This is a genomic window from Streptomyces sp. YIM 98790, from assembly GCF_011421595.1.
Lineage (GTDB): Bacteria > Actinomycetota > Actinomycetes > Streptomycetales > Streptomycetaceae > Streptomyces.
This window is the reverse complement of sequence record NZ_WTLH01000016.1, coordinates 1-11,788: the sequence shown is the minus strand read 5'-3', so window position 1 is coordinate 11,788 and position 11,788 is coordinate 1. Positions and strand designations below refer to the sequence as shown.

Here is an 11,788-nt window from a genome sequence, read left to right as displayed (position 1 = left end):
CGGGCCCGCCCGCCACATCCCGAGGGAGGCGGTCACATGATCGCGAACGAAGCCCATGACCTCGTCGTGGAGGACGTGTTTCTCCGGATAGACGAATACGTTCCCGGCAGCAGCGGCTTCCTGAAGATCGAGGCATGCAATCCGGCGGGCTCGATCAAGATCAAAACCGCGGTGGCGCTCGTCGAGGAGGCGGAGAAGGCCGGGTGCATTCGTCCGCGGACCCGGCTCATCGAATCGACTTCGGGAAATCTGGGCATCGCGCTGTCCGTCATCTGCGCGGCCAAGGGGTATCCCCTCACCTGCGTGACCGACCCCAACACCAACGCGCAGTCGATCCGGATGATGGAAGCGCTCGGAACCGAGGTCGTCGTCATCAGCCGCCGGGACCGGAACGGCGGATACCTCAACTCCCGCATCGAGTACATCCGGCTGCGGATGCTGCGCGACCCCACCCTGCACTGGCTGAACCAGTACGCCAACCCCGCCGGTGTGGAGGCGCACCGGGCCCGCACCGGCCGCGCCGTCGTCGAGCAGTTCGACCGCGTCGACGAACTCTTCATCGCCGCGGGAACCACCGGAACCCTCATGGGCTGCGCCTCCTACCTCAGGCAGCACAGCCCGCGGACCCGGATCGTCGCCGTCGACGTCGAGGGCTCGGTGATATTCGGCGGCCCTCCCGGACGGCGCTGCGTCCCCGGGATGGGCGCCAGCAGACGTCCGGAGATACTCGACGAGACACTGACCGACCAGGTGGTCGTCGTCAGCGAGGCCGACACGGTGCAGGCATGCCGGGCCCTGGCGAAGGAGCGCGGGCTGCTCGCCGGCGGATCGACCGGAAGCGTCCTCGCCGCGCTGCGCCGCGAGTCCCGGCGCATCCCGCACGGCAGCGTGGTGGTCGCGATCTCCCCGGACCTGGGCATGCACTACCTGGACACCATCTACGACGACGAGTGGGTGGCCCGCAGATGGCCGCACCTGCTCGCAGCCGGCACGCCCGCTCCCGCGGCGAAGGATGTGAGCCGTGTTTGACTTCGTGATCGTTCCCGGCCCGGCGGTCCGCTCCGTCCTCGACACCGGGCGCCCGGAGATCCTGGCGCTCGTCGAGGACACCTACCGCGCCCACGGCAGGGGAGAGACCGTCAACCCGCCGAGCTGCTTCCTGCGCTTCCCCGGGAAGCCGGAGGCGCGGATCATCGCCCTCCCGGCCCACCTCACCGGCGACGGCGGGCAGGCCGCACTCGCCGGGATCAAATGGGTCTCCGGATTCCCGGCCAACACCGCCGCCGGCCTGCCCCGGGCCTCGGCCGTCCTGATCCTCAACGACTACGGGACCGGCCACCCGGTCGCCTGCCTGGAGGCCGCCGGCATCAGCGCCGCGCGCACCGGTGCGTCGGCGGCCGTGGCGGCCCGCGCACTGCGGCCCCGGGGCCACCGGGACACCCGGATCGGCGTGGTCGGCGCCGGCGTCATCGCCCGCGCCGTCTGCGACTACCTGGTGGCCGCGGACTGCCTGCCGGACCGCTTCGTCGTCCACGACCTCGACGAGGCATCCGGCCGGGCCCTCACGGCGCACCTCGCGGCGGCCCACGGACAGCGGGCCTCCTTCGCCCCGGACCCGGGCAGCGCCCTGGAGTGCGAGACCGTGGTGTTCGCGACCACCGCCACGACCCCGTATGTGCACGCCCCCTTCAAGCCCGGACAGCTCGTCCTGCACATCTCCCTGCGGGATCTCGCGCCGGAGGTGATCCTCCAGGCCGACAACATCCTGGACGACGTCGACCACTGCCTGACCGCCGGTACCTCCCCGCACCTGGCGGAACAGCGCACCGGAAGGCGCGACTTCGTCACCGGGACCCTCGCCGGCGTGCTGGACGGCAGCGTCCGCCCGGCGGGGGACCGCCCGGTGGTCTTCTCCCCCTTCGGGCTGGGCGTCCTGGACATCGCGGTCGGCGCCCACGTGCTCGGCCGGGCCCGGCAGGCGGGCACCACGGTCACCGTCCCCGACTTCTTCGGCGAGACCCGCAGATGGCCCGGCCACCACCACCCGCAGGGGCCGGGAACAGCGGGGGAAGAGGAACGGGAAGAGGAACAGGGACCGCCGGCCCGCGGAGGGAGCCGCTGATGCCCGGACTCCGGGTGGCCGTCATCCACTCCGACGATCACCACCACCGGTACCTGGAGTCCCTGCTGCGCTCCCGGTTCACGGTGCCGCTCGTGGTGGTCGAGCCGGAGAGCGAGAAGATCCGGGCGCTGCGCCGCCGCCGGAAGTACCGGGACTGGGCCTACAGCGTCTACCACCGGCGGCGCCGGCGCCTGACCGGGAAGAACCGCTACCGCAGGAACTACTTCGCCGGGCACCCCCTCCCCCCGCCCGACGGCCGCACCCTGCGCCTGCACGTGCCGTCGGCGAACGCCCCCGAGGCCGAGGCCGCGCTGCGACTGGCCCGGCCCGATGTGACCGTGATCATCGGATGCTCGGTCCTGAAGGCCCGGATCATCAGAGCGGCCGGCCCGCGCATGGTCAACGTGCACGGCGGCCTGCTCCCGTACTACCGCGGAAACCACTGCTTCTTCTTCGCGCTCCACCACGGCCGCCCCGACCGCGTCGGGTCGACGATCCACCACGTCACCACCGGGGTCGACGCCGGGCCCGTCATCGAAACCGTCCGGCCGCCCATGACGGGAACGGAGACGGCAGAGCAGCTGTACTGCCGCGCCGAGCGGCTCGCCATCCACCGGCTGCTCGCCCATCTGCAGCGGCTGGAGGAGGGGACCGAACTCCCGGCCACACCCCAGCCCGCCTCCGTCGGCAGGACCTACCGGACACGCGACCGCGGTCCCTCCCACGACATGATCCACTGGCTGCGCCGCACCCGGACCCGCCTCCGCCCCCGGCGCCCCCGAACCCCCTGACCACGGCCCGGGCCGGCCGCGGTGTGATAGGAGTGGCCTCCCCTCGCGGTTCCCGTCGTGGCCGTGACGAGCAGCCGCCGACGCGGCCGGACCGGACCGGACCGGGCGGGGGCCGGGGCCGGGACCGGGACCGGGACCGGGGACAGACGACAGACGGACGAGGACGGTTTGCCATGGGCGTGCGATTCGCGGAACTGGACTGGCAGCGCACCCCGATGGGGGACATCAGCCTGCGCCGCCGTATCGAGCCGGTCTCCGGCAGGCAGATCCACGAGGTGAAACTCGGCGACGAGTTCCTGATGTCCGACCTGTTCACGGCCGGGGAGGAGGCCCTGGCCACGCTCGGTCTGGCGGCATCGGCGAGCCCCGCCCCCGAGGTCGTGGTCGGCGGACTGGGGCTGGGCCACACCGCGGTGACGGCCCTCCAGGACAGCCGGGTCCGTGCGCTGCTGGTGGTGGAGGCCCTGGAGCAGGTGATCTCCTGGCACCGGCGGGAACTGGTGCCGCTCGGCGGGCGGCTGACCGGCGACCCCCGCTGCCGCCTGGTGCACGGCGACTTCTTCGCCATGGCCGCCGGTGACGGATTCGACCCGCACCGGCCGCGGCGGCAGTTCGACGCGGTGCTGCTGGACATCGACCACTCCCCGGACCACCTGCTGCGCCCGGACAACGCCGGGTTCTACACCGAGGCGGGCCTGCAAGCCCTGTCGGGGCACCTGCGGCCGGGCGGAGTCTTCGCCCTGTGGTCCGACGACCCGCCCCGGGACTCCTTCCGCGGCGTTCTCGCCCAGGTGTTCACCGACGTCGAGGCGCACGTGGTGCGCTTCCCCAACCCCGTGCACGGCGGCACCGCGGCCAACACCGTGTACGTCTCCCGCAGACCCGCCGGCTGAGCCCGCCGGCTGAGCCCGCCGCGCACGCCGCCGCCGGGGCGGGCGGCAGGTCACCGCAGGCGGGCGGCGGCGCGCGGCCGGGCGAGGAGGAAGTAGAGGCCGAGGGAACCCAGGAGACAGACGGTGAGGAAGACGCCGATCCACACCGGCATGGCCCCCGGCTCCTCGGTGTGGAGGTAGCAGAACAGCTCGTTCGGATCGCAGCCCAGTTCACGGGCTCCCGGCCGGCGCAGCGTCATCGCCAGGGGCACCGAGGCGAAGCACGCGACCAGGCCGGCCAGGACCGCGCACACGGTACGGGCCCGGGCCGGCAGCCGCAGGCGGTCCGGGGTCCGCTCCGGCCAGGCGTACATCAGGCAGGTCGCGGCCAGCACCAGCAGCGACACCGCCGAGGCCAGCGCAAGGGTGACGGTGAATCCGGCCGCGCCGCCCGGCCAGTCCCGGGCCCAGGAGGTCAGCCGTTCCCCCAGGCCCAGGGTGAGCAGCACGGCGCCGGTGAGGGCGGGGACGGCGACTGCGGTGCCCAGGGCCGCGGCCCTGCGCTGTTCGGCCTCGGTCAGCGACACGTTCCCTCTCCGTTCCTCGGTGCCGGCCGTGGTCCCCGGCTCTCCGGGCGCTCCCGGCCGTCCCGGGCGGTCCCGGCCGTCGCAGCCTGCACAGCGTTCACAGCCTTCTCAGCCGTCCCGGCCGGCCGACAGCGTCAGACCGGCCGCCATCTCGTCGGCCGTCTCCAGCATGGCCGGGCCGAGCGCCAGCGGCGTCCAGCTCACCGTGAATTCGACCACGCCCTCGGGGAAGACGGGGGACAGCACATGGTGCGTGAGGTACTCCACCAGCACTTCGCGGCCGTCCGCGGTCTCCCCGTCGTAGGCGAGTTCCCGCACCCGGCAGGCCGGGCCCAGCGGCAGCTCCACCGTCCGCACCTCGGGTTCCTGGAGCCGGTAGCCGCGCGGTTCGCGGGCCAGCGCCGACAGCGCGTCAAGGGTGCGCCCCGCCTCGGGCGGCTCCTGCAGCATCATGAACGCGGTGGCCGGCACCAGCGGCGGGGCGGCCGGGCGCACGTCGGGCACATAGACGGCCACCGGTGCGGCACCCCGTTCGGCCGCCCGCTCCTGCACCGTGCGCAGCTCCGGGTAGACCGCCTCCGCGTACTGCGGGTCCTCCTCGCCGCCCCGGTCCGCGATCTGCTGCGCGGCCCGCTCCGCGCCCTCGGGATCGGAGACGACGAGCTGCACCCACTCCGGTTCCTCGAAGGGGAATCCCCCCGTGTACCTGTGCACGTGCCCTCGCTCCCTTCTCCGGTTCCGGTGGCCGCCTCCCGGCCGTCCCGCCCGTCCCGGTCATCCCGCCCGTCCCGGCTGCCGCCCGGCTGCGGGTCCGGCGGATCAGATGAAGTCGTAGACCGAGTTGGCCGCGATCACCGCCCCGCCCGCGTTGACCGCAGCGTAGCCGGTGTGCGCGGCGGTGGTGGAGGCGGCGAGCCCCCACTGGCCGCTGCGCACCAGCGGCGCGATGTCGCCGGCGCGCTCCATGACGCCGCCGGGCGTCGGGCCGCCGCCCCGGAACAGGAACTGGTCCCGCACACCCTCGAAGGTCTCCCGGCCGAAGCTGGACAGGCTGTTCGGGGACGCGGTGCGGGCCTGGGTGGCGCTGTTGCGCAGCTGGGTCTTGGTGGCGCCCATCGCCTCCTGCGCGTTGCGGGTGCGGGTGGCCCGGTTGAGCGACCCCTTGCCCCGCTGCAGGACGGTGCTGTAGCCCTTCAGCTTGTTCATTTTGCCGGCGGCGGTCGCCAGCTTCCCGACCGCGCGCCCGATGCCGGGGGCGAGCAGGCCCAGGGTGTCGAGGGCCACGCCCTTCCAGTTCCCGTTGACCAGGTTCCCGACCAGCGACAGCGCGGTTCCGACGATGGCGATGAGCGCCAGGGCCTGGCCGAGGATGGGCACCCATCCCAGCACGAGTGCCGCCATGCCCGCGTAGCCGGCGATCTTCCCGGCGACGGTGCCGATGGTGCCGAGGACGTCCTGGAGCCCCTGCCAGAAGCCGCCCTTGTTCTTCAGGCCGTCGTTCTTGATGAAGTCGCGGATGTCCTCGGCGGCCGCCGCGGCCGCCGCGTTCTTCTCGGCGACGATCTCTCCCAGCCGGGTCCGCAGGCCCTGCAGGCAGGATTCCGCCGTGCTGCACTGCTCCTGATAGAACTCGCACTGGTCGTGGAACTCGGAGTCCTCGTCCTCGGCCTCCTCGGCCTTGGGGCCGTAGGTGTCGATGGTCTCCTGCGCCGCCACCGCCTGGCGCCGCAGTTCCTCGCTCTCCTCCTGCGCGTCGCGCAGCACCGGCCAGTAGGTGTCCAGGGCCTCGGCGGTGGTCTCGTAGCGGCCGTGCGCCTTGCCGAGCCGGTCCCCGAGATCGGTGGCGTGCTCCCGGAACGCGTTGGCCGACTCGCCCACCCAGCACTGGGAGTCCTCGTCCACCGCGACAAGGGTGTCGCTGCACCGCCGGATCAGGTCGGCCATGCCCGCGTACTGCTCGGCGGCGTCCTTGACCGCCTCCCAGTCACCGGGCACCGGGTCCTTGCCGTCCTCGGTGAGGGGCGTCCAGTCTTTCGCTCGCATGTGGGCTGTTGTCCCCCGTCATTCCTGCACGGCGTCGGCCAGGTCCCGGTCCAGGCCCTGGAAGGTGTCGCCGGCCAGCTCCGCCATCCACGCGACGGCTCGGATGCTCTCCACGAGTTCGGTGCGCTTGTCGGACCAGTTGCTCGCGAACTCCTCAAGGGCGTCAGCGAGGTCGTCGTGGCTCACCTGCTCGGCGTAGTCCTCGGCGATGTCCTCCGACGCCTCCAGCTCACCGGCCACGATCTCCAGCCCCAGGCCGAGATCGCGCACCTCCTGGTATCTGATCGACAGATCGTGATCGCTCAAGACGTGTCTCCTCGGAAACGTTCCCCGGTGGTGTGCGGCCTCACTCCTGCCATCGAAGGGACCCGGCGATCGCGTCGAACACCTCCACCAGGGCGTCCGCCAGTTCCTCCAGCGGGGTGCTGAACGACAGCACCAGCAGCGCCCCGGTGTCCGGGACCGGCACGATGTGCGTCAGCAGCGTACTCGTCCGCCCCTGCGGCGCACCCAGTTCCTCGGCATGCGCGGGGACTTCGGAGCGGCGGACCCGCACCGACTGCCCGGCCGCCAGCGAGACCACCCCGACCTCGGCGCCGGGATACTCGCGCTGCTGCGCCTCGGCCAGCACGGCGGGCGGCGCCTGGAGGCTGCTGCCGGGCTCGTCCGGTGCCTCCACGGTGACCACGAGCGCCGCCGGAACGGGCACACCCAGGACCGCCTGGGTCGACAGATACAGCTCCAGGCCGTCCTTGACGGCCGATTCCCAGGCGAGGTTGCCGATCAGCTCGGCGAACTCCCGGCGCCGGACCGTGTCCTGGTCCCGGTTCGGGAAGGTCCGGTCCACCAGCACCCGGACCGACCGGTTGCGGGCCTCCTCGGAGGCGAGCGGGATGCGGAACCACTCCAGCGGGGTGATCAGCCGGTACGAGACGGGGCGCTGCGCGCCGGCGGCCTCCGGCTCCCGGGTCGGGTCCATGTCCTCCAGATCCCCCCTGCTCCGCATCGCTGCCACCGGCCGTCACCGCCCACGCGGACCGGCCGTACCCCGGGCAGCCTACCGACCCGCCCGCCCCCGGCCGAACGGGCCCGGTTCGTCCGGGCCTTGCCGGGGGTGGCCGGGGCTGGCCGGGTCGCGGGGCGGGGCCGGGGGCCGCGACCCGGCCGTGGGTCACCAGGAGGACTTGGTGACGCCCGGCAGGTGGCCGGCGTGGGCCTGGTGGCGGAAGCTCACCCGGGAGAGACCGAACTTGCGCAGGTGGCCGCGGGGGCGGCCGTCGGTGCTGTCCCGGTTGCGCAGCCGGGTGGCGCTGGCGTCGCGCGGCTGGCGGCGCAGTTCGCGCTGTGCGGCCTCGCGTGCCTCGGGCGGGGTGTCCGGGCGGCGGATGATCTCCTTCAGTTCGGCGCGGCGGGCGGCGTAGCGGGCGACGATCGCGCGGCGCTGCTCGTTCTTGGCGATCTTGCTCTTCTTGGCCATCAGATCTTCTCCCCGCGGGCGCGGATGCGGGCGACGGCGGCCTCGATGCCGATGACGTCCACGGTCTTGATGCCGCGGGCGCTGAGGGTGAGGCGGATCCAGCGGTTCTCGCTGGGCAGCCAGTAGCGCTTGCGCTGGATGTTGGGGTCGAACCGGCGCCGGGTGCGCCGGTGGGAGTGCGAGATGCGGTTGCCGAAGCCCGGCTGGGTGCCGGTCAGCTGGCAGCGGGCGGACAAGGTGGCGTTACCTCCGGGAACGTCTGCGCGGCCGCCGCGAAGCGCGGGAGCCTCACGCTAATGAAAATCGTTGTCGTATGCTACCTCGCATGGCACGCAGTGAACTCCGCCCGGTCATCAAGCTCCGCTCCACCGCGGGCACCGGCTACACCTACGTCACCCGCAAGAACCGCCGTAACGACCCCGACCGCATGGTGCTGCGCAAGTACGACCCGGTGGTGCGGCGTCATGTCGACTTCCGCGAAGAGCGCTGACCCCTCCGGCCGCCCCGCAGCCCCGCCGCCCCGCAGCCCCGGACCCAGAGCAAGGACCACGACGTCATGAAGCCAGGTATCCATCCGCCGTACGGCCCGGTCGTCTTCCGCGACCGCGCCGCCGGATTCGCCTTCCTCACCCGCTCCACCGCCACCAGCGACCGGACCATCGAGTGGGAGGACGGCAACACCTATCCGCTCGTCGATGTGGAGATCTCCTCCGCGAGCCACCCCTTCTACACCGGCCGGGCCCGGGTGCTGGACACCGCCGGCCGGGTGGAGCGGTTCCGGCAGCGCTACGGCGGCAGGGACGGCGGCAGGGACGGCGGCGGGGAGGCGGCCCGGTGACCGGGCGCCCCGCGCTGCCCGTGGTGCTGGTCGCCGGCATGCACGCCGAGGCCCGCGCCGCGGCCGTCGGGCACCTGCTGCGCACCGTGCCCGGCTCGCTGGCGGTGCACCACGACCTGTCACGGGCCGCGGAGGGCGGCCCGGTCCGCCGCGTCCTCGGCGACGCGGTGGGGGAGGTGGAGTCCGCCGTGCTGCCGCCGGTGGAGGACTGCGGCTGCTGCGCGCTCCGCGAGGACCTGCCCGGACTGCTCCGGAGCCTGTCCGCGGCCGGGCGGTACGGCCTGGCGGTGGTCGAGCTGTGGGAGTCGGTGGAGCCGCGCGGCATCGCCGAGCTGATCGCCGGCCGGTGCGGCGAGGCGGTGCGGCTGAGCGGTGTGGTCACCGCCGTCGACCCGGCGCTGGTGCTGCCGTGCCTGGCCAACGGTGACGATCTGGCGGCGGCCGGGCTGGCGGTGGCTCCCGGCGACCACCGGGTGGTGGCCGACACCTTCGCCCGCCAGCTGGAGTACCCGCCGGTGCTGGCCGTCGCCGAGGGCGGCGAGCCCGCCGGGCCGGAGGATCTCGCGCTGCTGTGGCAGCTGCACCCGACCGCGCGTCAGGTCACCGCCGACTCCGCCGCGCTGACCGGGCTGGCCTTCGCCGGCTTCGATCCGGAGGCGGCGGCCGCCGCGCAGCATCCGGCCTGCGCGCGGCTGCCGCAGCCCGCCGAGGAGGCGGGCGTGGCCACCCTGGTGTGGCGGGCCGGCCGCCCCTTCCACCCCGAACGGCTGCACCGGGCCCTGGAGGAGATCGCCTGCGCGGCCGTGCGCAGCCGGGGCCGGTTCTGGCTGGCCGACCGCCCCGACGTCCTGCTGTCCTGGGACGCCGCCGGGGGCGCGCTGTGCGTGGAGAGCGCCGGCCCCTGGCTGGCGGCGCTCCCGGAAGGCGCCTGGGACCTCGTCCCGCCGGAGCGGCGGATCGCCGCCGCCCTGGACTGGGACCCGGTGCACGGCGACCGCGGCCAGCACCTGGTCTTCACCGGTCCCGGCCTGGACCGCGGCGGCCTGGCCGCCCTGCTGGACTCCTGCCTGCTGACTCCCGAGGAGCACGCCGCCGGCCCGGACGCCTGGCGACGGCTGCCCGCCGTCTTCGACACCTGGCTCGACCCCGCCACCCGATCCTGACCCCACAGCCCCCAGGAGGAGCAGTCCATGGCCGTGCCCAAGCGCAAGATGTCCCGCAGCAACACCCGCCACCGGCGGGCCCGGTGGAAGGCCGCCGCGCCGCAGCTGGTGACCGTCACCGTCGACGGCCGTACCTTCCGCGTCCCCCGCTCTCTCGTCCCCGCCTACCGGCGCGGCTTGCTGAGGCCGGAGGACTGACCGTGCCCGTGCGGGGCGGGCCCCCTCTCGCGGTGTGCCGCGGGGCGGGGCCCGCCCGGGCACCGGCGGGCCGCCCGGCGGAGTGACGGGCCATCAGCAGTACGAGCAATGCAGGGGAGCGATTCCCCTTGCCGGTGCCGGGTCGCGTCCGGCGCCGACGCCTCGGTGCACTCCCCGCCGCATCTGATGAGACGGATGTCTATGTTGACGTCCATCGATCCAGATGTCATGCTGGCGCTTGCATCGACGTCCGTCGAAGCAGTCACCGATGCAGCAGGGAGCAGCCGTGAACACCCAGGCCACCGAGAACGCCGACGCCACCGAGGCCACCGACGCCGCCGCCACTGCCGCCGATCCCGGAGAGCTGCCCGTGGTGGTGATCGGAGCCGGGCCCGTCGGTCTGGCCGCCGCCGCGCGCCTGGTCGAGCGCGGCCTGGAACCGCTGGTGCTGGAGGCCGGCCCGCACGCCGGGACGGCGGTGCGCGAGTGGTCGCACATCCGGCTGTTCTCCCCGTGGCCGGAGGTGACCGACCCGGCCGCCGAGAAGCTCCTCGCCCCCACCGGCTGGGTCCGGCCGGACGCCGCCGCCTACCCCACCGGCGGCGAGTGGGCCGAGCGCTACCTCCAGCCGCTGGCCGACGCCCTCGGCGCGCGGGTGCGCTACGGCGCCACCGTCACCGGCGTCGCACGCACCGGCCGGGACCGGATCGTGGACGCCGACCGCGAGCAGCAGCCCTTCACCGTCCACCTCACCACCGCCGACGGCACCGAGGAACGCCTGACCGCCCGCGCCGTCATCGACGCCTCCGGCACCTGGACCACGCCCGCCCCGCTGGGCGGCAACGGCCTCCCCGCCCTCGGCGAGCGCGCCGCCGCCGACCGCATCTCCTACCGCGTCCCGGACCTCACCGACCCGGCCACCCGCGCCCGCTACGCCGGGCGCCGCACCGCCGTGGTCGGCTCCGGCGCCTCCGCCTTCACCGCCCTGGCCCTGCTCGCCGAACTGGCCAGGGACGTCCCCGGCACCCACACCCGGTGGATTCTGCGGCGCGGCCTCGGCGCGGGGACCTACGGCGGCGGCGAGGCCGACCAGCTGCCCGCGCGCGGCGCGCTGGGCCTGCGCGCCAAGGCGGCCGTGGAGGACGGCCACGCCAGCGCCGTCACCGGCTTCCGCACAGCCGCCGTGGAACGCGCCGAGGACGGCCGCCTGGTCCTGCTCGCCGAGGACGGCCGCCGCACCGAACCGCTGGACGAGATCGTCGTCCTGACCGGCTTCCGCCCCGATCTCACCTTCCTCTCCGAGGTCCGCCTCGGCCTGGACGAACGCCTCCAGGCCCCGGTGGCCCTGGCACCGCTGATCGACCCCAACGTCCACTCCTGCGGCACCGTCTACCCGCACGGCGTCAAGGAGCTCTCCCACCCGGACGAGGGCGTCTACCTCGCCGGGATGAAGTCCTACGGCCGCGCCCCCACCTTCCTGGCCCTGACCGGCTACGAGCAGGTCCGCTCCCTGGCCGCCGCACTGGCCGGCGACCGCGAGGCCGCCGAGCGCGTCGAGCTGACCCTCCCGGAGACCGGGGTCTGCGGCGGCGCGGGCCTCTTCGACGAGCCCGGCGCCGCCCAGGACAGCGCCGCAGCCGGGGGCGGCTGCTGCGGCGCCCCCGCCCCGGCCGCCCTCCAGATCGGCGCAGGCGCCC

At 74.0% G+C, this 11,788-nt stretch carries 16 protein-coding genes; 9 read left to right on the top strand and 7 right to left on the bottom strand.

The window, feature by feature from the left end; genetic code table 11:
• Positions 1-36 precede the first annotated feature (36 nt).
• The 4 genes from sbnA (at position 37) to GQS09_RS05040 (ending at position 3,806) form a co-directional block, all read left to right on the top strand.
• On the top strand, positions 37-1,029 hold the full coding sequence (sbnA, locus tag GQS09_RS05055) for a 2,3-diaminopropionate biosynthesis protein SbnA (protein WP_165984762.1): 993 nt from the start codon (positions 37-39) through the stop codon (positions 1,027-1,029).
• On the top strand, positions 1,022-2,122 hold the full coding sequence (gene sbnB / locus GQS09_RS05050; protein WP_165984761.1) for a 2,3-diaminopropionate biosynthesis protein SbnB: 1,101 nt from the start codon (positions 1,022-1,024) through the stop codon (positions 2,120-2,122). The genes sbnA and sbnB overlap by 8 nt, the downstream gene beginning before the upstream one ends.
• On the top strand, positions 2,122-2,913 hold the full coding sequence (locus GQS09_RS05045) for a formyl transferase (RefSeq protein WP_165984760.1): 792 nt from the start codon (positions 2,122-2,124) through the stop codon (positions 2,911-2,913). The genes sbnB and GQS09_RS05045 overlap by 1 nt, the downstream gene beginning before the upstream one ends.
• A gap of 173 nt (positions 2,914-3,086) precedes the next feature.
• Positions 3,087-3,806 carry a spermidine synthase gene (locus GQS09_RS05040; protein ID WP_165984759.1) on the top strand — a complete coding sequence of 240 codons (720 nt, stop codon included), beginning with the start codon at positions 3,087-3,089 and terminating at the stop codon, positions 3,804-3,806.
• Positions 3,807-3,856: 50 nt separating this feature from the next.
• On the opposite strand, the gene GQS09_RS05035 is transcribed toward GQS09_RS05040, so the two are convergent.
• The 7 genes from GQS09_RS05035 to rpmB form a co-directional block, all read right to left on the bottom strand.
• Positions 3,857-4,372: a hypothetical protein gene (locus GQS09_RS05035; RefSeq protein WP_165984758.1), complete on the bottom strand. Its 516-nt coding sequence runs from the start codon at positions 4,370-4,372 to the stop codon at positions 3,857-3,859.
• A gap of 108 nt (positions 4,373-4,480) precedes the next feature.
• Complete coding sequence (locus GQS09_RS05030) at positions 4,481-5,086, bottom strand: hypothetical protein (RefSeq protein ID WP_165984757.1); 606 nt, start codon at positions 5,084-5,086, stop codon at positions 4,481-4,483.
• Positions 5,087-5,191: 105 nt separating this feature from the next.
• Positions 5,192-6,415, bottom strand: a complete 1,224-nt coding sequence (locus tag GQS09_RS05025) for a putative T7SS-secreted protein (RefSeq protein ID WP_165984756.1) — start codon at positions 6,413-6,415, stop codon at positions 5,192-5,194.
• A gap of 18 nt (positions 6,416-6,433) precedes the next feature.
• A complete protein-coding gene (locus GQS09_RS05020; RefSeq protein WP_165984755.1) occupies positions 6,434-6,721 on the bottom strand; it encodes a hypothetical protein in 288 nt (95 codons plus the stop codon).
• Positions 6,722-6,761: 40 nt separating this feature from the next.
• Positions 6,762-7,421, bottom strand: a complete 660-nt coding sequence (locus tag GQS09_RS05015) for a hypothetical protein (RefSeq protein ID WP_165984754.1) — start codon at positions 7,419-7,421, stop codon at positions 6,762-6,764.
• A gap of 165 nt (positions 7,422-7,586) precedes the next feature.
• Positions 7,587-7,892 carry a 30S ribosomal protein S14 gene (gene rpsN / locus GQS09_RS05010; RefSeq protein WP_165984753.1) on the bottom strand — a complete coding sequence of 102 codons (306 nt, stop codon included), beginning with the start codon at positions 7,890-7,892 and terminating at the stop codon, positions 7,587-7,589.
• The gene (gene rpmB, locus GQS09_RS05005) at positions 7,892-8,128 is read right to left on the bottom strand and encodes a 50S ribosomal protein L28 (protein ID WP_165984752.1); all 237 of its coding nucleotides are present in this window, start codon (positions 8,126-8,128) and stop codon (positions 7,892-7,894) included. Before rpmB ends, rpsN begins: the two co-directional genes overlap by 1 nt.
• 89 nt (positions 8,129-8,217) lie before the next feature.
• Between rpmB and rpmG the strand changes: the two genes are divergently transcribed.
• The 5 genes from rpmG to GQS09_RS04980 form a co-directional block, all read left to right on the top strand.
• Positions 8,218-8,382: a 50S ribosomal protein L33 gene (gene rpmG, locus GQS09_RS05000; protein ID WP_165984751.1), complete on the top strand. Its 165-nt coding sequence runs from the start codon at positions 8,218-8,220 to the stop codon at positions 8,380-8,382.
• Positions 8,383-8,448: 66 nt separating this feature from the next.
• Positions 8,449-8,730: a type B 50S ribosomal protein L31 gene (locus tag GQS09_RS04995; protein WP_165984750.1), complete on the top strand. Its 282-nt coding sequence runs from the start codon at positions 8,449-8,451 to the stop codon at positions 8,728-8,730.
• 38 nt (positions 8,731-8,768) lie between these two features.
• Positions 8,769-9,893 (top strand): GTP-binding protein, encoded by a 1,125-nt coding sequence (locus GQS09_RS04990; protein ID WP_207957479.1) that lies wholly within the window; start codon positions 8,769-8,771, stop codon positions 9,891-9,893.
• Between the two features lie 27 nt (positions 9,894-9,920).
• The gene (gene rpmF / locus GQS09_RS04985; protein WP_165984748.1) at positions 9,921-10,091 is read left to right on the top strand and encodes a 50S ribosomal protein L32; all 171 of its coding nucleotides are present in this window, start codon (positions 9,921-9,923) and stop codon (positions 10,089-10,091) included.
• A 364-nt stretch (positions 10,092-10,455) separates the two neighbouring features.
• Positions 10,456-11,788 (top strand): NAD(P)-binding domain-containing protein (locus tag GQS09_RS04980; RefSeq protein ID WP_243761129.1); only part of this gene is annotated, 1,333 nt, incomplete at its 3' end.

Excerpts from the sequence above, each read along its gene's own strand:
- GQS09_RS04995 (WP_165984750.1), top strand. The coding sequence starts at position 8,449 with ATGAAGCCAGGTATCCATCCGCCGTACGGCCCGGTCGTCTTCCGCGAC.
- rpmG (WP_165984751.1), top strand. The coding sequence starts at position 8,218 with ATGGCACGCAGTGAACTCCGCCCGGTCATCAAGCTCCGCTCCACCGCG.
- rpsN (WP_165984753.1), bottom strand. The coding sequence starts at position 7,892 with ATGGCCAAGAAGAGCAAGATCGCCAAGAACGAGCAGCGCCGCGCGATC.
- GQS09_RS05025 (WP_165984756.1), bottom strand. The coding sequence starts at position 6,415 with ATGCGAGCGAAAGACTGGACGCCCCTCACCGAGGACGGCAAGGACCCG.
- sbnA (WP_165984762.1), top strand. The coding sequence starts at position 37 with ATGATCGCGAACGAAGCCCATGACCTCGTCGTGGAGGACGTGTTTCTC.
- GQS09_RS05040 (WP_165984759.1), top strand. The coding sequence starts at position 3,087 with ATGGGCGTGCGATTCGCGGAACTGGACTGGCAGCGCACCCCGATGGGG.
- GQS09_RS04990 (WP_207957479.1), top strand. The coding sequence starts at position 8,769 with ATGCACGCCGAGGCCCGCGCCGCGGCCGTCGGGCACCTGCTGCGCACC.
- rpmF (WP_165984748.1), top strand. The coding sequence starts at position 9,921 with ATGGCCGTGCCCAAGCGCAAGATGTCCCGCAGCAACACCCGCCACCGG.
- GQS09_RS05015 (WP_165984754.1), bottom strand. The coding sequence starts at position 7,421 with ATGCGGAGCAGGGGGGATCTGGAGGACATGGACCCGACCCGGGAGCCG.
- GQS09_RS05045 (WP_165984760.1), top strand. The coding sequence starts at position 2,122 with ATGCCCGGACTCCGGGTGGCCGTCATCCACTCCGACGATCACCACCAC.